The organism is Chromobacterium sp. S0633 (genome assembly GCF_024158805.1).
GTDB lineage: Bacteria > Pseudomonadota > Gammaproteobacteria > Burkholderiales > Chromobacteriaceae > Chromobacterium.
In genome coordinates this window covers 1-22,024 of record NZ_JAMZGH010000058.1, presented here as the reverse complement: position 1 = coordinate 22,024, position 22,024 = coordinate 1, and the positions used below count along the sequence as shown (strand labels likewise).

The window sequence follows — 22,024 nt, the reverse complement described above, 5'->3', positions numbered from 1 at the left end:
TTGGCGATGTGGGCGTCCGGGAAGTGGAGCAGCCGCGATCTCTGCGCGCGGCAATGTTATCTCTTGGCGGGCTTCCGTAACGTAACTACCGCCCGCCTGGCGCTGGTGGGCGCGCCGATACCGGACCCTGACGCCGTCCAAAGGGGCGGGGCCTTAGAAGCGGTTCAACCATCCCGCTGAAGCGCAGCGGACTTTGAACAGGCTCTGAGGCCTGCGGTGGGTGACGATCTGGGGGATTCGATGGCGGCCAAAGCCCGGCGTCAGCGGCTTGCGCTTGAGTTTTATCGGCAAAGCCGGGATGGCCGTTCCATGATGAAGGGCGTGAACTTCAAACGCGCAAGCGTTGAAAGTTATTGGTGTAAAATGAATTAATAAAGCCAATCAATTCCACTTCGTCATGAATATCTCCCTTCGCCACCTGCGCGCCTTTTCGGCCGTTGCCGAAGCCGAAAGCTTCACCGCCGCGGCCCGCCAGCTGTTTCTGACGCAATCCACGCTGACCAAGACCATACGCGAGCTGGAGCAGGAGATCGGGCTGACGCTGTTTGAGCGCACCACCCGCAAAGTGGCGCTCACCACGCAGGGCAACGCCTTCCTGCCGGTGGCCCGCCGGCTGCTGAACGACTTTGAACTGCTGCTGTCCGATCTGCGCGAAAAATCCGCCGGCAGCAGCGGCAGCGTCTACGTGGCCAGCGGCATGGCTTTTGCGTCCAGCGTGCTGCCGGAGGTGCTCAAACGGCTGAGAAGAGATTACCCGTGCATCCATGTGCGTCTGCTGGACGACACCAGCGGCGGCGTGGTGCGCCGCATCGAATCGGGCGAGGTGGACATCGGCATCGGTTCCTATGTGGGCGCGGCCGGGGACAAGCTGGACAAGCGCCAGCTGCTGTCCGCCCGGCTGGGGCTGATGTTTCCGCCGGGCTTCGAGCCGCCGGCGGGGCCGCTCAACTGCCAATCCCTGCGGCAATGGCCCTTGCTGCAGGACGAAAGCGACACCAGCATCATGTCCGCGCTGGAGCGCAGCCATCCCGAGCTCTGGCAGCAGGTGGCCAGCAAGATCACCGTCACCAATCTGGACATGCAGTTCTGCCTGATCCGCGCCGGGGTGGGCGCTTGCGTGTTGTCGGCGCTGGCGGCCTCCCACCCGTCGGCGCGGGATCTGCCCTACCGCTTGTTTGAGTCGGCCGAGCTACAGCGGGACGTCCACGTGTTCACCCGGCGCGGCGTGCCGCTGTCGCCGGCCGCCTTCACCTTTTTGCAGGTGCTGGACGAGGTGTTGCCGACGATAGCCTTCCACTCCGGGGTGACGCTGGCGGCCTAGCGGCGGCGCGGGAGGGGAGGGCTTACTTGCCGATGCAGAAGCGGCTGAAGATCACCCCCAGCAGATCGTCGGCGCTGAATTCGCCGGTGATCTCGGACAGCGCGTTCTGCGCCATGCGCAATTCCTCGGCGAAGATTTCCACTTGCTCCCAGTCCGCGTGGGCCAGTTCCAGGTGTTCGGCGGCGCGGCGGATGGCGTCCAGGTGGCGCTGGCGCGCCAGGAACACGCCTTCGCCGCCGCCGCTGTAACCTATCATCTCCAGCAGCTTGGCCTTGAGCAGCTCCACGCCGGCGTGGGTGCGCGCGGACAGGCGCACCAGCGGGTGGCCGTCTTCATCGGCCAGGCCCGGCGCTTCGCCGGACAGGTCCACCTTGTTGAACACGTGCACGCGCGGCAGCGCGGCCGGCAGCCGTTGCAGAATGGCCTGCACCTCGCCGGTGAGGCCGTCGCGGCTGTCCGCCAGCACCAGGGCCAGGTCCGCGCGCTCCACCGCCTGCCAGGTGCGTTCTATGCCTATCTTCTCCACCACGTCGTCGGTGTCGCGCAGGCCGGCGGTGTCGATGATGTGCACCGGCACGCCGTCGATGACGATCTCCTCGCGCACGGTGTCGCGGGTGGTGCCGGCGATGTCGGTCACGATGGCGATGTCGTCGCCGGCCAGCGCGTTCATCAGGCTGGATTTGCCGACATTGGGCTGACCCACCAGCACCACGTGCATGCCCTCGCGCAGGATGGCGCCCTGCTTGGCGGTGGCCTGCACCTGCACCAGCCGGCCGCGCAGCCGTTCAAGCTTGCCCAGCGCGTCCGCCTGTTTGAGGAAGTCGATCTCCTCCTCCGGGAAGTCCAGCGTCGCCTCCACCAGCATGCGCAGGGTGATCAGCTCGTCCACCAGCACGTGGATTTCCTTGGAGAAGGCGCCTTTCAGCGATTTGAGCGCGCTCTTGGCCGCGGTTTCGCTGCTGGCGTCGATCAAGTCCGCCACGCTTTCCGCCTGGGCCAGGTCCAGCTTGTCGTTGAGGAAGGCGCGCTTGGTGAATTCGCCCGGTTCCGCCAGCCGCGCGCCCAGCTCCACGCAGCGCGCCAGCAGCATTTTCAGCACCACCGGCCCGCCGTGGCCTTGCAGTTCGATCACGTCTTCGCCGGTGAAGCTGTTGGGGCCGGGGAAGTAGAGCAGCAGGCCGTTGTCCAGCGGCTGGCCGTGGGCGTCGACGAAGTCGGTGTACAGCGCATAGCGCGGCTTGGGCGTTTTGCCGCCGCTGACGGCGGCGGCGAAGGGCAGCAAATCCTTGCCGGACACGCGGATCACGCCGACGCCGCCGCGGCCGGGTGCGGTGGCGATGGCGCAGATGGTGGCGGGGGTGTAGCTAAGGCTCATGGGCATTCCTTGGAATCTGGGCCGCGGCCCCCGCGAGGCGGGGCGTCGTGGCGAGTACGCTTCAATTATCCAGCAAAAAACCCGGCCATGCGGCCGGGTTTGGGGTTCAGAGCGCGCCGGGCAATCAGGATTGCAGCGCGGCCTTGCTTTTCTTCTCTATGCTCTTGTTGATCTGCCACTGCTGGGCCATCGACAAGATGTTGTTGACCACGTAGTACAGCACCAGGCCGGACGGGAAGAAGAAGAACATCACCGAGAAGGCCACCGGCATGATCTTCATCATCTTGGCCTGCATCGGGTCCGCCGGCGGCGGGTTCAGGAAGGTCTGCAGGAACATGGTGGCCGCCATGATCACCGGCAGCACATAGAACGGGTCCGGGCGGGCCAAGTCGGTGTACCACAGGATCCACGGCGCCTGGCGCAGCTCAACCGAAGCCAGCAGCGCCCAGTACAGGCCGATGAACACCGGGATCTGGATCAGCATGGGCAGGCAGCCGCCCAGCGGATTCACCTTCTCGGACTTGTACATCTCCATCACCGCCTGCTGGAACTTCATGCGGTCGTCGCCGTACTGCTCCTTCATGCGCTCAAGACGCGGCGCCAGCGCCTTCATCTTGGCCATGGAGCGGTAGGACGCGGCGGTCAGCGGGTAGAAGATGGCCTTGACGGTCAGGGTCAGCAGCACAATGGCCCAGCCCCAGTTCTGCACCAGCAGGTGCAGCTTGGTCAGCAGCCAGAACAGCGGGGAGGCGAAGATGTGGAAGATGCCGAAGTCCTTGGCGTATTCCATGCCGTCCGCCAGCTTGCTGATCACATCGTACTCTTCCGGGCCGGCGAACAGCGGCACGGACACGCTCAGGCTCTGGCCCGGGGCGATGGTGGCGTAATCCACCAGCGCGGCGGCGGAGTTGAGGCCGTTGCTCTGCTTCAGCTCAAAGCGGCAGGACTTGTCGTCCTTGCACACGCTGGCGCCGTCCAGCGGCTTCAGGATCCACGCGGACATGAAGTAGTGCTGGATCATCGCCACCCAGCCGTCGCTGCCGGTCTTGGCGTAATCGCCTTTGCCCTTGGCCAGATCGTCGAAGCTCACCTTCTGGAATTTGTTTTCCGAGGTGTACACCGCCGGGCCGGTGAAGGTGTGGGCCAGGCGGCCTTCGCCTTCCGGCGTTTGGCTGTCGCGCAGCAGGCGGTAGTAAGCGGTGGCGGCCAGCGGGGCGGCGCCGCCGTTGGCGATGTCGTAACGCACGCCGATCTTGTAGCTGCCCTTGGTGAAGGTGTAGATCTTGCTCACCTTCACGCCATTGGCTTCCGGCGCGGTCAGCTTCACTTCCAGCTTGTCGCCGGAGAGCTCGTAGCTGGTTTTTTCCGCGGTGAACACGGTTTTGTGGGTGGGCAGCGCCGGGTTGCTGGCGGCCACCAGGCCGGTTTGCGCCACATAGACGCGGCCGTTCCGGTCCGTCAGCAGATCAAGCGGCTTTTTGCTGTCCACGGCGGAATCGTGCTTCAACAGCGTCAGCTGGCGCAGATCGCCGCCCACGGTGTCGATTTCCGCTTTCAGCACATCGGTGTTCACCGTGATGCGCTGGCCGGAAGTCAGCTTGTTGGAATCCACCGGCTGGGCGTTGTGGGACGCGCTGTTGGCGGCCTGCTGCTGCGTGGCGGCCTGTTTTTGCGCGGCCACCTGCTGCGGCGTCGGCTTGGGCGCGAAAAACTCCTGCCAACCTAGCAGGATGCCCAGGGACAGCATGATGAAGATTATGAGGCGCTTGGAATCCATCTCTCGATACCGGATTTAAGTTCAGGGAACTGGGTCGTAGCCGCTGCCGCCCCAGGGGTGGCAACGTCCGATGCGTCTGGCGGCCAGCCAGCCGCCCTTGAGTGCGCCGTGCTTTTTCATGGCCTCGATCGCGTAGCTGGAACAGGTGGGCTGGAAGCGGCAACGCGGTGCCAGCCACGGGCTGATAGCCAGCTGGTAAAAACGGATCAGGAGGATGAAGAGGCGCGACATCGTGCCAGTTTAGCAAACAGAGAAGACAAAGCCGTGATCACTTCAGTTCGCTCGGCGCGCGTAAAAGGCACCTTGGCGCGGACCACGAAGTCCATGTCCGGCAGCGTTTGCCGGTTCAGGCGGAACCACTCGCGCACCGTGCGCTTGATGTAATTGCGGCGCACGGCCCGCTTGTGGACCTTGCGGCCCACCACCAGGCCCAGCCGCGCGTGCCCCAATTCATTGGGCCGGGCCGATACCTGGAACGTGGCGTTGCTGCGCGACATCCGCAAACTAAAAACGGATGAGAACTCATCCGTTTTTAATAGCCGGTGCGCACGGCGAAAGCGGTAAGCCGACAAAGGCTTATACGGCCAGACGCTTGCGGCCTTTGGAACGACGGGCTGCGATCACTGCGCGGCCGCCGCGGGTCTTCATGCGGACCAGAAAGCCGTGGGTGCGTTTACGACGGGTATTGGAGGGCTGGTAAGTACGCTTCATGATTGGAATTCCTGTTTCGAAACGGAAATAAACGCGTGATTTGACAGGATAAACGCCGGTTTGTCAATGAGGAATTTTCTAAGCACCTGTGGATAACTTTGAGAAAAACCGTTAGAATGCCAAGGCTTACCGTTCCGAGTCCGCTGCGCAATTATTGAACGCGCGCCGGGGCGGAACGCCAACCCAGAGAAGCACTGCCAAAATTCAGCCCCACCCACTGGAGCAACGCGCGCCCGCGCAAGCGCGGCGCGTGCCGGATCCAGGAATTTTGCCAGCGGTTCTCGGGGGCCGCCCCGTCCATGTCTGGCCCGCCTTGCGGCCCGGCGATGCGCGGAACGCGGTCCTTGAATCATGCCGAACACACGTCGTCCGCCCCAAGCGCGGGGCGCGGCGGCTTCTCCCGCCGCTTGGCCTTAAAGCCGACAGCGGGTTTTTCGCTTTTACTTGCGTATATGTAATGACCGAACTGGATCAATTTTGGCCTGGCTGCCTGGCCCGCCTGGAGGCCGAACTGTCTTCGCAACAGTTCAATACCTGGATCAAGCCGCTATCGGCCGAAACCACGGAAGAGGGCATCGCGCTGTTTGCGCCCAACCGCTTCATCATGCAGTTCATCAAGGACCGCTTCCTGGCGCGTATTGAAGAACTGGCGGTGGAGCTGGTGGGCGAGTGCCTGGTGGAACTGCGCCTGGGCGCGCCCGCCGGCCGTCCGGCCGCCGCGCCCGCGGTGATGCCGGCCAAAGCCAAGCCCGCGCCCAGCGTGCCGACGCCCAGCGCGCCGTCCCAGGCCAAGCAGGCCGCGGTCAAAGCCATTGGCGGCAGCCACGAAAGCACCCGGCTCAATCCCTCGTTCACCTTCGACACCCTGGTGACCGGTAAGGGCAACCAGCTGGCGCGCGCCGCGGCCATGCAGATTGCGGAAAACCCGGGCGACCAGGCCTACAACCCGCTGTTTGTTTACGGCGGCGTGGGCCTGGGTAAGACCCACTTGATCCAGGCCATCGGCAACCACGTGTTCCAAAAGAACCCGCAAGCCAAGATCCGCTACATCCACGCCGAACGCTATGTGGCCGACATCATGCGCGCCTACCAGCACAAGGCCTTTGACGAATTCAAGCGTTACTACCACTCGCTAGACCTGCTGCTGATCGACGATATTCAGTTCTTCGCCGGCAAGAACCGCACCCAGGAAGAATTCTTCTACGCCTTCAACGCGCTGATCGAGGGCGGCAAGCAGGTGATCATGACCTGCGACAGCTACCCCAAGCAGATAGAAGGCATGGAAGAGCGGCTGATCTCCCGCTTCTCCTGGGGCCTGACCGTGGAAATCCAGCCGCCGGAGCTGGAAATGCGCGTGGCCATTCTGATGAAAAAGGCCGAGGCGGACAGCATCAAGCTGGACCACAACGTGGCTTTCTTCATTGCCCAGAACGTGCGCTCCAACGTGCGCGAATTGGAAGGCGCGCTCAAGCGCGTGGTGGCTTACGCCCGCTTCACCAATCAGAACATCTCGCTGGAACTGGTCAAGGAAGCGCTCAAGGACATCCTGGCCGCCGGCAACCGCCAGGTGACCGTGGACGCCATCCAGAAAACCGTGGCCGAGTACTACAAGATCAAGCTGTCCGACATGCACAGCAAAAAGCGCAGCCGCGACATCGCCCGGCCGCGCCAGGTGGCGATGGCGCTGGCCAAGGAACTGACCCAGCTGTCCCTGCCCAATATCGGCGACGCCTTTGGCGGCCGCGACCACACCACCGTGCTGCACGCCTGCAAGACCATTGCCGAAATGCGCGGCAACGACGCCGATATCGCTCACGATTACGACACGCTGCTGGCCATGCTGCGTAACTAAGACCATGAAGCCTAACTTGAACCGACTCACAAACACCCAACGGGAGCCCGCCCCATGCTGATCCTGCAAGCCGAACGCGATGCCCTGCTCAAGCCACTGCTGGCAGTCACCGGCATTGTCGAGCGTCGTCACACCCTGCCCATCCTGTCCAATGTGCTGATAGAGAAAAAGGGCGGACAAGTGGGCTTCCTGGCCACGGACCTGGAAATCCAGATCACCACCGCCAGCAGCGACGAATTGCCGGGCGAAGACTTCCGCCTGACCACCTCCGCCAAAAAGCTGCAGGACATCCTGCGCGCCATCCCGGGCAACGCCACCGTGACCCTGGAACAACTGGACGGCGGCCGCCTGACCCTGAAAGCCGGCAAGAGCCGCTTCAACCTGCAAACCCTGCCGGCCGACGACTTCCCGCTCTTGTCCGTGGGCAGCGCCAGCGACTCCAGCTTCAGCTTGAGCCAGCGCGAACTCAAGCGCCTGATCTCCCAGGTGCAATACGCGATGGCGGTGCAGGACATCCGTTACTACCTGAACGGCCTGTTGATGCAGACCGACGGCAACCAGGTGCGCCTGGTGGCCACCGACGGCCACCGCCTGGCCTTTGCCAGCGCGGACGTGGAAGCCAACCTGCCCAAGTCCGAAGTGATCCTGCCGCGCAAGACCATCATCGAGCTGTACAAGCTGCTGCAGGACATCGACGACCCGATCAATATCGAAGTGCTGGCCAACCAGGTGCGCTTCAGCTTCGGCTCCACCGTCATCATCAGCAAAGTGGTGGACGGCAAGTTCCCGGACTACAACCGCGTCATCCCGCTGGACAACGACAAGATCTTCCTGATTGAACGCCTGGAATTCCTGCACGCCTTGCAGCGCGCCGCCATTCTGGCCAACGAGAAATTCCGCGGCGTGCGCCTGGTGCTCAAGCCCGGCTCCATGTCCATTCTCTGCACCAACAGCGAGCAGGAAGAAGCGGAAGAAGAACTGGAAATCGCCTACCAGGGCGGCGAGCTGGAAATCGGCTTCAACATCAACTATCTGATGGACGTGCTGACCAACCTGCCGGCGGACACCCTGCAACTGGCCTTTGGCGATTCCAACCGCAGCACTCTGGTGACCATTCCGGACGTCAGTAACTTCAAATACATCGTCATGCCCATGCGGATTTGACGCCGGCCGCCACCCGGCAGCCCGCCGGCGGCGGAGGCCCTGCCCCCGCCCCGGCAAACGGATTTTCAGATTGACCGGCAGAGGCCGGCCGTGCGGCGCCAGGAGTCACTCCCGGCCCGCCCGGCCCCTCTCCATACAGAAAGCAGCAGATGAGCGAACAGGAATACGGCGCGGATAGCATCAAAGTCCTCAAAGGATTGGATGCGGTACGCAAACGCCCAGGCATGTATATTGGCGACACCTCGGACGGCACCGGCTTGCACCACATGGTGTTTGAAGTGCTGGACAACGCCATTGACGAAGCGCTGGCCGGCCATGCCGACACCATCAAGGTCATCATCAACCCCGACAACTCCATCACCGTGGAAGACAACGGCCGGGGCATCCCCACCGACATCCACCCGGAAGAAGGGCGATCGGCGGCGGAAGTGATCATGACCATCCTGCACGCCGGCGGCAAATTCGACAGCAACAGCTACAAGATCTCCGGCGGCCTGCACGGCGTGGGCGTCTCCGTTGTGAATGCGCTGTCCGACTGGCTGCGTCTGAAAATCTGGCGCGACGGCAAAGTCCATGAAATGGAATTCCGCCGCGGCGACGCCGTGGCCCCGCTCACCGTCACCGGCCACACTAACCACCGCGGCACCGAAGTGACCTTCCGCGCCAGCGAAGAAACCTTCGGCCTGGTGGAGTTTCACTTCGACATCCTGGCCAAGCGCATCCGCGAACTGTCCTTCCTGAACCAGGGCGTGGGCATCAACCTGATAGACAAGCGCAGCGGCAAGGAAGAAAGCTTCGCCTTCTCCGGCGGCGTGGCGGGCTTCGTGGAATACATGAACCGCAACAAGAACGTGCTGCACCCCAAGGTGTTTTACGGCCTGGGCGAAAAAGACGGCATGACCGTGGAAGTGGCGATGCAGTGGAACGACTCCTACCAGGAAAGCGTCCAGTGCTTCACCAACAACATCCCCCAGCGCGACGGCGGCACCCATATGACCGCGCTGCGTCAGGTGATGACCCGCACGCTGAACCAGTACATTGAAGAGAGCGAAGTGGCCAAAAAGGCCAAGGTGGACACCACCGGCGACGACATGCGCGAAGGCCTGACCTGCGTGCTGTCCGTCAAACTGCCGGACCCCAAGTTCTCCAGCCAGACCAAGGACAAACTGGTCTCCAGCGAAATTGGCCCGGTGGTCAATGAAGTGATCAGCGAAGCGCTGAAAACCTATCTGCTGGAACACCCCAACGACGCCAAGATCATCTGCGGCAAGATCGTGGAAGCCGCCCGCGCGCGTGAAGCCGCGCGCAAGGCCCGCGAAATCACCCGCCGCAAAGGCATCATGGACGGCCTGGGCCTGCCCGGCAAACTGGCGGACTGCCAGGAAAAAGACCCCACCCAGTGCGAACTGTACCTGGTGGAGGGCGACTCCGCCGGCGGCTCCGCCAAACAAGGCCGCGACCGCAAATTCCAGGCCATCCTGCCGCTGAAGGGCAAGATCCTGAACGTGGAACGCGCCCGCTTCGACAAAATGCTGCAAAGCCAGGAAGTGGCCACCCTGATCACCGCCATGGGCTGCGGCATTGGCAAGGACGAGTACAACCCGGACAAGCTGCGCTACCACCGCATCATCATCATGACCGATGCCGACGTGGACGGCGCGCACATCCGCACCCTGCTGCTCACCTTCTTCTATCGCCAAATGAGCGAACTGGTGGAGCGCGGCCACATCTACATCGCCCAGCCGCCGCTGTACAAGGCCAAAGTGGGCAAGCAAGAGCGCTACCTCAAGGACGACTCCGAGCTTAACCAGTTCCTGCTGCAACTGGCGCTGGAAAAAGCCGAACTGATCCCGGCGGAAGGCGCCGCCGCGCTGTCCGGCGACACCCTGGGCGAAATTGCTCGCCAGTTCCTGCTGACCCGCTCCGTGATTGATCGCGAAAGCCGCGTAATCGACCCGCTGGTGCTGGAAGCCATGCTCAAGACCGGCCCGCTGTCCCTTAGCAGCCAGCAAGAAGCGGACGCCGCGCTGGCCAAACTGAGCGCGCTGCTGCCGGTGGAAGCCATCGAACTGGAACTGCTGCGCGATGAAAAGAACGACGGCCACCTGATCAAGATCATCCGAAAACTGCACGGCAACGTGATGGTGACGGTGATGGACCAGGACTTCCTGGAATCCGGCGACTACGCGGAAATGAAGAAAACCGGCGACATGCTCAGCGGCCTGCTGCGCGAAGGCGCCCACGTCAAACGCGGCGAAACCGTGAAACCGGTGGCGGAGTTTGGCGAAGCGCTGGACTGGCTGCTGGCGGAAGTGAAGAAGGGCATGAACATCCAGCGCTATAAGGGCCTGGGCGAGATGAACCCGGAACAGCTGTGGGAAACCACCATGGACCCCACCGTGCGCCGCCTGCTGAAGGTGCGCATTGAAGACGTGATGAGCGCGGACGACGTGTTCACCACCCTGATGGGCGACGAAGTGGAACCGCGCCGGAACTTCATTGAGGGTAATGCCTTGATTGCGCGGAATATCGACGTGTAAGGATGTAGGATCCCACGAGTATCTAGATTTTTCCCACTTTTCTAGATTTTTGGGATTTCACACGCAGCCTAGGCGGTGAGAAGGATGGCCTCCAAGATTGGAGGCCATTTTTCTTTCCTTGATACTTATAAGGCTCCAGCCCCGAGGTCGCAAGCGTCATGCTTACCCACTTTTCTGACCACTTTGTCGCCTCTCCTGGACAGACTAGGCAAATAGATCCGTTCCAGGCACTGGTATAACGAGCTCCTCAGCCATTTTGCGTACCTCCGAGGCTAAAGAGAGCCACTCCATCGCAGATGTCGCGGCACACGCCTGATGGTATAGCTTGGCAATCGCCCCCTCCAAACAAACTGGACTAACCAACTTCAAGAAACCTTGCTGGTGCAACGCTGCTCGGAAAGCGACTTTGTAAGGTGCATCATCGGGTGCAACAGCATCCAAACCGTAACGCACCACAGAGGTTACTTGCGATGAGCCGATACGGTTACTACTAGCTAGGTTACGTGCACTTGCTGCATAAATGTAATGCTCCAGCACATCATCCTCAATACTGCTTTCACTATGGCAAAGGAGCGCATAGTGCGCCTTCTTGTGCTCCCCACCCCGGCTGGTGATCAGGAGGTGCCCTGGAAGGGAGGCAATACGGCCATCGCTCTCGATGTAGTAGAGCCATAAGAAGGTTTGAGAAGGTGAGGCATCAATCTGTTTTGGAGGGCTCTTCATCGGCGTGAATAGCACGTCGACTCTGCCACTGGGGCTCATTTGCCGAGCCAAGTCAACACTTGTACCAAGGGAGTTACCGATGCCCCATGCAAACACTCCATTGCCCGCTAGGCGCTCCAGCTCTTTACGCCGAATGATGGCATCGAGTGTTTGCCCAGCTTCAGCCCCCATCTTTGTCCAGCAGAAGATATCAGGAACGGAATCTCCGGCACTATGGCTGGTTGTAGCAGGTGGCCTGGCATGGTTGTAAAACATTGAAGTCTCAAATGTGCAATTTTTTGTTATTATACAGTAATATGCACAAATCGCAAATCAAGTGGGAAGTTGCCAGAGCTAAATTAAATGCGGCGCTTGCTCAGTACACAGGCTCCCCTACTGCTCTATCGAGAGCTAGTGGAGTGAATTTCTATGCTGTGCGCCGGCTTCTGGGACAGGGAGTAAAAAGCCAGGGAACAAACGCCCTTCGTTTGTGTGCATTTTTTGGAATAGAAGTTGAAGAAAGTGCACAGATTAGCGACCTGCATAAGCTTATAGACGAGGTGTGGGATGGCAGCCCCTCACATGCAGCGCTACTAGCAAAATTGATAGAGAGCACAAGGTCATATATCGTAGAAGAGCGAAAGAGCCAAAGCTAGGACTAGCTCATCATACTTGTGGAGACATTTTGGCGAGTAAATCACAAGAGTTCAGACAGCGCCTTGCAAAGTCTACCGGGTTGACTGATTCCGCGATTAATGCCGCTTGGCCAGAATGGTGGAGCGACGCAGCAGATGCTTCGCCTTCGGCGCAAGCAGAGCTACGCTTTTCTTTGGCTAGAAATCTAGGCCTCGATCCGTTAACTGTGCTCGATGAACAGTCTCCTCAATTTATTTGGGACGACTCAGCGAAATATAAGAATTTCAGGGGTAATGACCAGCACGATAAACCTGCGATCACAGCTTTTGGCAAATCGGTTGCCAGAATGCTTGTCAAGTCAGTCAAACAGGTAGAAATTCTAGATGGCGTTACAGCCTCAAAACTACGTCATCTAATTCTTAAAAATAACCCGCACGTGGGGTTGTTGGAACTACTAGCAACAATGTGGGGCATTGGTGTACCAGTGATTCATCTGCGCGTGTATCCACTGGCGGCAAAAAAAATGAGCGCAATGGTAGCTCGCCTCAAGGATCGCTACGCCATTTTACTAGCCAAAGACTCACTGTACCCTGCTTCGATTGCGTTTTACTTGGCACATGAGATCGGCCATATTGCCTGTGGCCACGTTGAGACAGGGTCTGCACTCCTCGACATGGAAGAGGATGATAACTCACAGGAGAAGGACGATGAAGAGATTGAGGCGGATCGTTACGCTCTGGAGCTGCTCACTGGTAATCCTGATTTTGAGATAGCGAAACAAGGGCAAGGCCACAATGCACGCGAGCTTGCCAATAAGGCATTGACCTTAGGCTCCCACAACCGTATTGAGCCTGGGACGCTTGCGCTATGCTACGGTTATGCCACTGGAGAATGGGCAATTGTACAGAATGCGATGAAGCATATTTACACTGACCCCATACCCGCTTGGAAGGTCGTCAACCGCATAGCATCCCACCAGATGGATTGGCAAAATCTAAGCGATGAGAGCGTGCATTTTGTGAAAGCCGTTATGGGGGGCGCGAATGGCTTGGGCATTGATTGATACAGATGTTTTACTCAAAATTACGTCATACAAACTATTGAAACTTCTACTTGAAACTGAACCCTTCGGGAGTAAAGATTTTGGAATGATTGCTGCAGCACAATTCGTCGTGGCCAGCAAATTCAAGAAGAAACTGGAAGGTCATCAGTTAGAAGAAGTAAAAATACACTTCCTAGAAGCTATAACCTCTATTGCTGCTATTGAGCCCAATCCTGAAGAACTGGAGCTAGCCGCTCAACTTGAAAGTGCCGCTATTGCATTCGGCGTAGATTTGGACTTGGGTGAGAGTCAACTTTGCGCCTTGATGCTTGCCCGCGAAATCGAGTTGATGATGACAGGTGACAAACGTGCCATCAAAGCGATAGCAGCCCTGCGGGAGCACGAAGCATGTGAACATATTCATGGAAAGGTTGCCTCCCTTGAGCAGTTGGTGTTATGGATGATTGAAAAGTCTGGCTTAGAGTCAGTACAACCTTCCATATGCGCCCTGCCAAAAACTATCGATATAAGCCTAACGATGGCTCTGGGCTGCTACTCTGGTGGTAGTCCGCTCGAGTCATGCCAAGATGGTCTCGTTAGCTACATCCACAGTAGCCAAGCAGATGCGCCAGGAGTCTTAGTTGCCTATCCAATCTAGTTTTTGAGGAAGACAGCGTAGGGTTCACACAGTTCGGCCACTAAATCGATCTGTACAGATTTTTCGTCGGGAGCTCGCGGAATATCGGCACCTTCGCATAACTCAAGGCATGCCTTGTCAACTCGACCTCTGATATATTGCACACCCAGCATTCCCTTGCTATTTCCGATGGCGACTGCGGACTTTGCCAAGGGGAGCTCCAGATTTGTACGCCGAAGATCCTTGATCGCCAACGCATATCTGGAACCCAGGACATTGATAGCGTTAGGTACCTTTTGCCATCTGACGCCATCGGTCGAATAGAGTTCGGCCCGAACTGGGTCGGCAAAGTGCTTCGATAGTATCTCATTCATGCACAGAACTACCTTCTCTCCGCGTGCCGCATGGCCTTCAACAAAAGGCTGTACCATCGTAGTTGGATGACAAGTATTGCCTCCGTAGCCCCAAAAAGCAAAACCGGCATCTTTAATTTCCTTGGTCTTACGTTCAATTATGTCCTCAAGAGTCTCTTGAGCATGAACACCTACTTTCATGAATAGAATTCCCCGATTGGGCTGGATGATATCGGCCATTACTTTCCTTCCTCAACGAATGTTTCATAGCAATATTCATCATCGTGCGCCTTGCCATAATCAACGCGCTTTTTCTCGCGTACATACCTAATTTTGATCGGATGATCTCTACCATAGAAGTGCTCAAGGCGGGCCTGATCGGAAATCGGCTCCGAATTCTGAGGTGGAAGTATGCCCGGCAAAGATTTGATCATCAGATTGCACGAGCGTAGATCGGGGTTATCATCTAGGTGATATTGATGCACCTTGGAAGCCATGCGCTGAACGTAAAACCCAGCACTCAATACAAACTTCTGGACTGCGGCCAGAACCTGCTGTGGCCATTCAAGCTCATGATCGTCAGCGATCACAATCATGCCTTCCCCCTTGTTTCCAACTGCTTCCATCCCTCGCTGGGAAAAAACGTTGACACTGTCACCACCGTTGCTAGCCCCCCATGGGGGATTAGTATAGAAACAGTCGAATTCTCCAATGTTTGGGAAGGCTTCCAGCACATTGTAGAGGGTTGAATCAAGCATCTCGATGCCCTCGCGGTCCGCAAAGCGTTTGATGGCACCACAGATACGTTCGTCGAAATCGAATACTTGAATCTTGGCAGGTCCGTAGTTCAGTATCTCACGGCTCATCAGGTAAGCAACGCTCACACTGATTGCATCCCCGTCCCCGATAAAAGCTAACCTCTTTCCGTCGGCCCACTTAGCGACCATCTCACTTTGGAGAACCATATCCCCAGTTTTCATATAGATTTGGTCCATTTCCCTTAGTGGGCGGGGGCGGTTCTGAACCACATCCGAAATCGCATTAATTGCGGCCCGAAGATCAATTTCCTTTCGCTCTGCCATACTTAACCCCAATGAAATTGGTCAACTATATTTCAGTTAGAACTAATTGGTTTGGATAGAATAGCTTGCAACTCAACGTACAATAGATACTATAGCAATATGTCATGTGGTTTTGACAATCATTTGCTCCAACCCATGAGTACCATGTGAACCGACTCAGTAACATGAATTTGTCATTGGCTTTGAGCGGTTATAGAACGGCGCAAGAGGAAACTTACATGGATGAATAGAACAAGGTCACTATCAAGACGCCACTCGCTTTTCTGCTATCCCCCCCGAGACCATCGCCTTCCACCTTGTCATGCATAGTGATTATGAGTTACCATGACAATGGTATGGTACGGACCTTTGGCAATGAGCGATCTGCACTACCACGGCTTTGGCGGTAACTGGACGGTGATCAAGCTGGAAATGCTGCAGCGCTACCTGGAGGCGTTTAACACCGCCCTGCAGGACAAGCCACTGCCTCGCTCGCCATTTAGGCGGGTGTTCATAGACGCCTTCGCCGGCACCGGCGAGTGCGCGATCAATCTTGATGGAAAAACCGTTCGGATCAGTGGCTCTGCCGAGCGAGCTCTCGAGGTCCAACCTGGCTTTGACGATTATTACTTCATCGATATCAAAGCCAAGCATGTCAAAGCACTCAACAAGCTGGCGCAGGCCTATCCTGGTAAACGAGTCGAGGTGTTGGCCGGGGACGGCAATGCTCGAGTCAGTGAGTTACTCCGGAAGATCAGTTGGAAGGATAGTCGCGCCGTCATGTTTCTGGATCCCTATGGAATGGCGGTGCGCTGGGAGACCTTGCAACAGATCGCGGCCACCAGTGCCATTGACCTCTGGTATCTATTCCCACTCAACGCCGTGTGTCGGCAGGCAGCGAATCAGTTCGACAAGGTCGATGCCAGCAAGTCAGAAGCACTGACACGCTTGTTCGGCACGACTGATTGGATGAAGGACTTTTACCGGGATACCGATCAAACTGACTTATTCGCGGCAGAAGAGACTGCAACAAAACGGCAACGGGTGCTCAGCCAAGACGAGATTCTGGCGTACATGCAACGACAGTTACATACCATCTTTCCGGTTGTGCTGGACCCAATCAAGCTACCAGATCAAGGGTCTCCCATATTTGCCTTGTTTTTTGCATCAGCCAACTCCAGCCCGAGTGCCGTTAAGCTCACCAAACGTATTGCCGGCCATCTGTTGAACATGCAGTTGACCGGGAAGCTAAAAACAAAGTCACTGCGTACTGGGCCAGTGATTGCCTCGGAAGGTTTATTTGGCTAGTTTCTGGCACAAATTTGGCTTTGTCATCTGTGCGAAGATTTGCCTTTAGATCAGCCGTATCTGAGGGGAAAACTCAATCACATCATCCAGGTGATAATGTTTGGAATGTTGCCGCTTCCTGCCATCGGCACTGGTGATGATCACGTCGTTTGAGTGGTGTAGCAGCTTGGCCGCCTCGAGGAAATGTTGAGTTGAACCAGGTGACTGGCTAGCACAGGCATATACGAGTTGACCAAGCGGGATCGGTTGTCGCAATTCGGCCAACTGATGGCCAAAATGCTCGCGTAATCCGTCCACACATGCGTCCCTGGACGTTTTACCAAAGTCAAATGTGTCTTGCCCTGTGTATTCCTGATCCTGATTGGCATCGTAGCCCTGGATGAACACCCCAGGCTCCAGTTCATGACCAAACTCAGTTGCGTGCTGCCAATGCAGATCTTTCATCACCTCATGGGCCTTGTAGTGCTTGGAGAGGTGAATCAGCCAGTAGTCCCACTTGTTGAGGCCATGTGGCTTCACAAAAAATAGAGTCGCATAGTGGGCACCGGTTTCCTGTCGTATGCCATGCGCGATATAGCGCTGTAGTGTGCGACGCCAAGTCTGCTGATCTTCAGCCTTAATCAACTTGATATCTTTCCAGGGAATGTGCTTATCCAGACCGATATGTTCAATCGGCTTCCGATTGGCGGCCCGATCCGACAGGAAGGTGATCATCGCACCAACATTAAAAGTCAGGATCACCTCTGCGTTCTTTAGAGAGTGCAAGACTTGCTTGATATAGGGGAGCGGCAAATCGTAGTAGTTGTACTGGTCGAGCACGAAAATGGCTCGCTCCCCCATCTTGCGGCGTTGGATCGTATCAATCAGCCGTGGCAACTCTTTGAGAAAGTCACCACATTGCACCCGCACGCGCTGAGTGTCATAGGAAGAGATGGTTCCCTCTTCTGTGCGACCGTTCAGCCAATAGCGCAGGTACTCGACCGTATCGGGGCAGATGTCGATGAATTCATAGTCGGCATTGACCTCACGAGGAATAGTCCGATCAAGATTGAGAAGGGCACGTGCCTCTTGCACAGCCCTCATCATCAGCAAAGGGGAGCCGTCGACTGGCAGGCCTCCCTCGTCCAGATAGCAACCACCGCCAGAGAAGCCATCCACCAAGGTTAGTTGTAGCTTGGGGATGCTGGCGCGTTTCATCAGTGTCATGATGTAGTCGCGCACATAGGACTGAATAATTTTGTGTTTGACCGCGCTGTGTTGTTGCAACGCTGGAGGCCGGGACCCCAGCTTCCACAAATACTTGTTATTGGCTGTCATCCCGTCCTGGCTTCTCTATCTTAGATTCGTTGTTCTGTATCCGGCATCTGGTCCCAAGTGCGGCCATGCAGTTCACGACCGTTGTACTTCTTCGCACGTTTCACACCATCGGCACCCCAGCCACCCCACTGCTTGAAGAAGAATGCGACGCCTGCATCTTCACATTGGCCGCGAATCGAGTCGACCCAGTCGATTTTCATCGGCCGTGCTTTGGGTCCGGACTCCCCACCCACGATGACCCAGTGAATGTGGGTTAAGTCCAACATGCCGACATCCTCAAGCAGCGGCTCAACTGAAAGGAAACGAATCGCCGCATCGACGCGGCGCAGGTGATCAATGCGCGGCACACCGTACTTGCGATCCTCGACCGACACACCGAGCCAGGCATTGGGCGGAGCCGTTCTACCCGCAAAAAATGCCTCCAAGCGATCTGCCCGTTTGGTCAGGATCTGGAAGGTGTGCCAGTGTGCGCGCTCGATAACATCGAAAACCTTCGCCACATAGTCGAACGGTACGTCCTCATGAAACAGATCCGACATGGAATTCACGAAGTAGGTGGTCGGCGTTTTACGCTTCAGTGGGTCATCCAAACGTTGTGGCAACAGTGTCAATTCGAAACCGTTCTCGTAACCGGGTGTCTTCATCGCTTGTAATCGACCGGCCATACCCTCTGCGTAGCAGTGCTTGCACCCAGGGGAAATCTTGGTGCACCCCACTGTCGGGTTCCAAGTTCGCTCAGTCCACTCTATTTTGCTTGCCGTTGTCATAATTGCACCTCATTATCGCGATTTTGTAACTCTTTCTGCAACTTGGCAATTGCCAACTCCAGTATTTCTGCCTGGCCTAGCCCCAAGGTTTTTCTGAGTTCCGCTAGGTTCTGCATAGCTTCTCCCGGAAGCCATGTCTGTAGACATGAAAAACCTTCTTTGCGCCGGCGCTTGCGATATCCGTCCTGGGCTGTGGCCAGTTGCTGCTTTCGCGTTGTTGTCATGTGCCGCACTCATTGATTACACTGTAATCATACGCATTTTTATGCAAATTAAAATTTAAATTGCTGATATTTATGGTGTTTTTACGTGTCAGGCGGGAAATACAACAGGTAAAATGAATCGATGGCCCTCCTTCGGAGCAGGTCGCTCTTCAGGACTCACGATGCTGAGTTCTCATGCGGCTGGCTTGCAAGTAGACAAACAACCACTATCTGCGAAGATGGGCTGCCCGTTGGAATTACTGAGGACAACACCCTCGGTGCCACGCGGATCAAACAGACATCTCTACTTGATGTTCTGAAGGCTCTCGGTCTAACCAAGACCAAAGTCGTACCCCTGCCAGCAAGGATACAAACCATGCAAAAGCCCAAACCAACAGCTCCCGTGGAGACCTCCTCCTCCGAGGCCTATGACGCTTATGTACGCCAAGCAGTCCAAGCGGCCATAGATGACCCTGCTCCTGGTGTCCCACATGAGGAGGCTGAAATTTATTTCGCCAAAAAGCGCGCAGAGCTACGAAGACGCTTGGCTGAAGGAAAAAGATGAGTCGTAATCGCTCAGAGATGATTCTGGAGCAAGTGGGCTCGATATCTTTTATCTGGCAGCAATAAACTCACCAAAAACCACTTTCAGCTTCAATATCAGCTTCAAGATCCCGCCACAAATCATCGAATGGAAACTTTCCGATGGTTTGGTTTGTTAAATGGGTCCAGCCCCACAACCACTGCAGAAGCTTAAGCATGCCATCCTGCTGCTGCCCTCGTGTTGGAGGACCGACTCGCCAGTCTGGCACAATGGGGATGCCGAATGGTCTGTCCCGGGCTCAGTGGACACTAACTTAAGGTGGATAATCTCCACCAAGGAGTGTTCATGACCCAAACCCGTAGAAGCTTTCCCGAATCTTTCAAACGCGAAGCCGTCGAGCAAGTGCTGGCCGGCAGCTCGCTACGTCACGTGGCCCAGGCGCTCGACATCACTGAGGCATTACTGGGCAAATGGAAGCGCCAGTATCTAACGGCCGGCGAACAGGCCTTCCCTGGCAACGGTAAACAGCTCGGAGAAGCCGCTGAACTCAAACGGCTACGCGACGAACTCGCACGCGTCACCATGGAGCGCGACGTGTTAAAAAAGGCGCTCGCCATCTTCTCGCACCCCACGAAGTAAGGTTTCAGGTCATTGAAGCGCTAGCCGAACGGTATCCGGTGGCGCTGATGTGCCGGCTGTTGCGTGTCTCTCGCAGTGGCTACTATGCATGGCGGCAGCGTCCGCGCTTCAGCGCGAGAGATGGCCAATCGTCGCTTGTTACGGGAAATCCGTTTGGTGTTTGCCGAGGTGAGCGGCATTTATGGGCATCGGCGGATTCATGCCGAACTGCTCGCACAGGGGATGAACTGCGGACGGCATCGGATCGCTCGTCTGATGCGGGAAAGTGGCTTGCAGGTGCGCTCACGTAAACGCTGGCGGCCTGTTCTTGGTAGCAAACATGTGCTGCCGGTGGCACCGAACCGACTGGAGCGCCAGTTTGCGGCCCCCGGGATGAATCAACGCTGGGTGTCGGATATGACCTACATTCGGACCGAGCAAGGATGGCTATACCTGGCCATCGTGCTGGATTTGCACTCGCGTGCAGTGGTGGGTTGGGCGATGCATCACCGTATGCAGCAAGAGCTGGTCCATGCTGCCTTAACGATGGCCGTAGCTCGACGTCAGCCGAAAGGGGAAGTACTGCTGCATTCCGATCGGGGTAGTCAGTATTGCGCGTACGACTATCAGGTCCTGCTCAAACGGCACGGCATTTTGCCGAGCCATTCCCGTGCAGGAAACTGCTGGGACAATGCGGCAATGGAGAGCTTCTTTCGTTCACTGAAAGCGGAGCGGGTTTACCTGACTCGTTATCGGAGCTACGACGAAGCCCGGTGGGATATATTTGACTACATTCGGTTCTACAACCACCAGCGCCGCCACTCAACGCTAGGCTATCTGAGCCCGATAGAATTTGAGCAGCGCCAGGCGCTGCTCAGAGCTTAACCAACCGTCCACCGAGCTCGGGACAGACCAGTGCCGCTGTCAGCTGCGCCGCGTTGCGGCGCAGGTCAATACCGTTTTTCCGGTTTGACACTGCGCCAGTATTCGGATATGGAATTATCGTTTGCGTCAGGCGCGGCGTCTGCTTTTGGGGCTCAGCTTCGCCCCGGACTCATCTCTGCGGAGGCTTTACGGCGGCGCGATGCGGATTGCCCGGCTTTATGAGTAAAGGGCGTCGAATGAACGTATTGGAGCATATCTTCGAAAATGGAGGCATTGCATTCGCGTCTCCTCGCCTAAATTTGCTCGCGCATGCGGCTATACCGCGTTCCAGACCGGCTTCCAACCCCAATAGCTGGCGTTGGGGTTCGCTAGGACATGGCAAATCAATTTGCCTATGAAGTCAATCCAATCGCTCTCATGGCCTGTCACTGACATCACACGTGAAAACCAATTTCCGGTGCTGTCCCCGTGGATAATAATCGTCGGACCAAACGTCCCCGATTGCGGGGCGAGCTGGGATATTGGGGCCCCTACGAACTGCATCCAATACACGCTGTTGTTATTACCATAGAACGCCGTCGCCCCGTGTCCCCAGGCCACATGTGACGCTCCCATTCCTCGGGCTAAGGCCACCCTCGCATCCAGCTCTATCCCCTCAGGCCCAAGCTTCAGCTCTGAGGTAGGGGGAACCTTCACCGCCAAGCCTCCCCAGTTCAATGCGAGCCCCGAGGCTGTGCCATCTAGTTGGACAGTTAGTCCGGCTGAGCTTACTGCTAATCCCTTGGAGGGGATTGTGCTAATGCCGACCCCGTTCGTACTCACTGCTAGGCCTGCCGCTGTGTTCGCTTTAATCGCCAGGCCTCCCGAGTTCAATGCGAGTCCCGAGGCCGTGCCATCTAGTTGGACAGTTAGTCCGGCTGAGCTTACCGCTAATCCCTTGGAGGCGGCTGTGTTAATGCCGACCCCGCTCGTGCTCACTGCTAGGCCTGCCGCTGTGTTCGCTTTAATCGCCAGACCTCCCGAGTTTAATGCGAGCCCCGAGGCCGTGCCATCTAGTTGGACAGTTAGTCCGGCTGAGCTTACCGCTAATCCCTTGGAGACGGCTGTGTTAATGCCGACCCCGTTCGTGCTCATTGCTAGGCCTGCCGCTGTGTTCGCTTTAATCGCCAGGCCTCCCGAGTTCAATGCGAGTCCCGAGGCCGTGCCATCTA

General features: G+C 57.2%; 22 protein-coding genes. 10 read left to right on the top strand and 12 right to left on the bottom strand.

Going from position 1 to position 22,024, the window contains the following annotated elements:
* Window positions 1-397 precede the first annotated feature (397 nt).
* Window positions 398-1,321: a LysR family transcriptional regulator gene (locus NK214_RS22635; RefSeq protein WP_235085382.1), complete on the top strand. Its 924-nt coding sequence runs from the start codon at window positions 398-400 to the stop codon at window positions 1,319-1,321.
* A 22-nt stretch (window positions 1,322-1,343) separates the two neighbouring features.
* Here NK214_RS22635 and mnmE read toward each other — a convergent pair whose 3' ends face one another.
* The 5 genes from mnmE to rpmH form a co-directional block, all read right to left on the bottom strand.
* A complete protein-coding gene (gene mnmE / locus NK214_RS22630; RefSeq protein ID WP_019102217.1) occupies window positions 1,344-2,696 on the bottom strand; it encodes a tRNA uridine-5-carboxymethylaminomethyl(34) synthesis GTPase MnmE in 1,353 nt (450 codons plus the stop codon).
* A 124-nt stretch (window positions 2,697-2,820) separates the two neighbouring features.
* Window positions 2,821-4,473: a membrane protein insertase YidC gene (yidC, locus tag NK214_RS22625; protein WP_227106074.1), complete on the bottom strand. Its 1,653-nt coding sequence runs from the start codon at window positions 4,471-4,473 to the stop codon at window positions 2,821-2,823.
* Window positions 4,474-4,494: 21 nt separating this feature from the next.
* The gene (gene yidD / locus NK214_RS22620; protein ID WP_107801093.1) at window positions 4,495-4,704 is read right to left on the bottom strand and encodes a membrane protein insertion efficiency factor YidD; all 210 of its coding nucleotides are present in this window, start codon (window positions 4,702-4,704) and stop codon (window positions 4,495-4,497) included.
* Complete coding sequence (gene rnpA / locus NK214_RS22615; RefSeq protein ID WP_039753648.1) at window positions 4,680-5,045, bottom strand: ribonuclease P protein component; 366 nt, start codon at window positions 5,043-5,045, stop codon at window positions 4,680-4,682. Before rnpA ends, yidD begins: the two co-directional genes overlap by 25 nt.
* A 4-nt stretch (window positions 5,046-5,049) precedes the next feature.
* Complete coding sequence (gene rpmH / locus NK214_RS22610; RefSeq protein WP_048408088.1) at window positions 5,050-5,184, bottom strand: 50S ribosomal protein L34; 135 nt, start codon at window positions 5,182-5,184, stop codon at window positions 5,050-5,052.
* Window positions 5,185-5,641: 457 nt separating this feature from the next.
* On the opposite strand from rpmH, the gene dnaA reads away from it, so the two are divergent.
* The 3 genes from dnaA to gyrB all read left to right on the top strand — a co-directional run bounded on the left by dnaA (window position 5,642) and on the right by gyrB (window position 10,740).
* Window positions 5,642-7,036 (top strand): chromosomal replication initiator protein DnaA, encoded by a 1,395-nt coding sequence (gene dnaA, locus NK214_RS22605; RefSeq protein ID WP_107801092.1) that lies wholly within the window; start codon window positions 5,642-5,644, stop codon window positions 7,034-7,036.
* A gap of 54 nt (window positions 7,037-7,090) precedes the next feature.
* Window positions 7,091-8,200 carry a DNA polymerase III subunit beta gene (gene dnaN, locus NK214_RS22600; RefSeq protein WP_048408090.1) on the top strand — a complete coding sequence of 370 codons (1,110 nt, stop codon included), beginning with the start codon at window positions 7,091-7,093 and terminating at the stop codon, window positions 8,198-8,200.
* A gap of 149 nt (window positions 8,201-8,349) precedes the next feature.
* Window positions 8,350-10,740 (top strand): DNA topoisomerase (ATP-hydrolyzing) subunit B, encoded by a 2,391-nt coding sequence (gene gyrB / locus NK214_RS22595; RefSeq protein WP_253315583.1) that lies wholly within the window; start codon window positions 8,350-8,352, stop codon window positions 10,738-10,740.
* A gap of 204 nt (window positions 10,741-10,944) precedes the next feature.
* On the opposite strand, the gene NK214_RS22590 is transcribed toward gyrB, so the two are convergent.
* A complete protein-coding gene (locus NK214_RS22590) occupies window positions 10,945-11,718 on the bottom strand; it encodes a hypothetical protein (RefSeq protein ID WP_227106078.1) in 774 nt (257 codons plus the stop codon).
* 409 nt (window positions 11,719-12,127) lie between these two features.
* Here NK214_RS22590 and NK214_RS22585 point away from each other — a divergent pair, with 409 nt between their 5' ends.
* Window positions 12,128-13,141, top strand: coding sequence for an ImmA/IrrE family metallo-endopeptidase (locus tag NK214_RS22585; protein ID WP_227106081.1), 1,014 nt, complete (start codon window positions 12,128-12,130; stop codon window positions 13,139-13,141).
* On the top strand, window positions 13,122-13,778 hold the full coding sequence (locus NK214_RS22580; protein ID WP_227106083.1) for a hypothetical protein: 657 nt from the start codon (window positions 13,122-13,124) through the stop codon (window positions 13,776-13,778). The genes NK214_RS22585 and NK214_RS22580 overlap by 20 nt, the downstream gene beginning before the upstream one ends.
* Here NK214_RS22580 and NK214_RS22575 read toward each other — a convergent pair.
* Both NK214_RS22575 and NK214_RS22570 read right to left on the bottom strand, forming a co-directional pair.
* On the bottom strand, window positions 13,775-14,350 hold the full coding sequence (locus tag NK214_RS22575; protein ID WP_227106085.1) for a hypothetical protein: 576 nt from the start codon (window positions 14,348-14,350) through the stop codon (window positions 13,775-13,777). The two genes, NK214_RS22580 and NK214_RS22575, sit on opposite strands and share 4 nt — an antisense overlap.
* Window positions 14,350-15,192, bottom strand: a complete 843-nt coding sequence (locus NK214_RS22570) for a bis-aminopropyl spermidine synthase family protein (protein ID WP_227106087.1) — start codon at window positions 15,190-15,192, stop codon at window positions 14,350-14,352. The genes NK214_RS22575 and NK214_RS22570 overlap by 1 nt, the downstream gene beginning before the upstream one ends.
* Window positions 15,193-15,546: 354 nt before the next feature.
* Here NK214_RS22570 and NK214_RS22565 point away from each other — a divergent pair, with 354 nt between their 5' ends.
* A complete protein-coding gene (locus NK214_RS22565; protein WP_227106089.1) occupies window positions 15,547-16,479 on the top strand; it encodes a three-Cys-motif partner protein TcmP in 933 nt (310 codons plus the stop codon).
* A 45-nt stretch (window positions 16,480-16,524) separates the two neighbouring features.
* On the opposite strand, the gene NK214_RS22560 is transcribed toward NK214_RS22565, so the two are convergent.
* The 3 genes from NK214_RS22560 to NK214_RS22550 are packed head-to-tail and all read right to left on the bottom strand — an operon-like array spanning window position 16,525 to window position 18,787.
* Entirely contained in the window at window positions 16,525-17,796 is a 1,272-nt protein-coding gene (locus NK214_RS22560) for a three-Cys-motif partner protein TcmP (protein ID WP_227106091.1), read from the bottom strand.
* 20 nt (window positions 17,797-17,816) lie between these two features.
* The gene (locus NK214_RS22555; RefSeq protein ID WP_227106093.1) at window positions 17,817-18,563 is read right to left on the bottom strand and encodes a DUF5131 family protein; all 747 of its coding nucleotides are present in this window, start codon (window positions 18,561-18,563) and stop codon (window positions 17,817-17,819) included.
* Window positions 18,560-18,787: a hypothetical protein gene (locus NK214_RS22550; RefSeq protein ID WP_227106095.1), complete on the bottom strand. Its 228-nt coding sequence runs from the start codon at window positions 18,785-18,787 to the stop codon at window positions 18,560-18,562. The genes NK214_RS22555 and NK214_RS22550 overlap by 4 nt, the downstream gene beginning before the upstream one ends.
* A gap of 355 nt (window positions 18,788-19,142) precedes the next feature.
* Between NK214_RS22550 and NK214_RS22545 the strand changes: the two genes are divergently transcribed.
* A complete protein-coding gene (locus NK214_RS22545; RefSeq protein WP_227106097.1) occupies window positions 19,143-19,331 on the top strand; it encodes a hypothetical protein in 189 nt (62 codons plus the stop codon).
* A gap of 67 nt (window positions 19,332-19,398) precedes the next feature.
* On the opposite strand, the gene NK214_RS25045 is transcribed toward NK214_RS22545, so the two are convergent.
* Window positions 19,399-19,527: a hypothetical protein gene (locus NK214_RS25045; protein WP_255701169.1), complete on the bottom strand. Its 129-nt coding sequence runs from the start codon at window positions 19,525-19,527 to the stop codon at window positions 19,399-19,401.
* Window positions 19,528-19,655: 128 nt separating this feature from the next.
* On the opposite strand from NK214_RS25045, the gene NK214_RS22540 reads away from it, so the two are divergent.
* Window positions 19,656-19,949, top strand: a complete 294-nt coding sequence (locus tag NK214_RS22540) for a transposase (protein ID WP_227106099.1) — start codon at window positions 19,656-19,658, stop codon at window positions 19,947-19,949.
* 84 nt (window positions 19,950-20,033) lie between these two features.
* On the top strand, window positions 20,034-20,813 hold the full coding sequence (locus tag NK214_RS22535; RefSeq protein WP_256477539.1) for an IS3 family transposase: 780 nt from the start codon (window positions 20,034-20,036) through the stop codon (window positions 20,811-20,813).
* Window positions 20,814-22,024 lie beyond the last annotated feature (1,211 nt).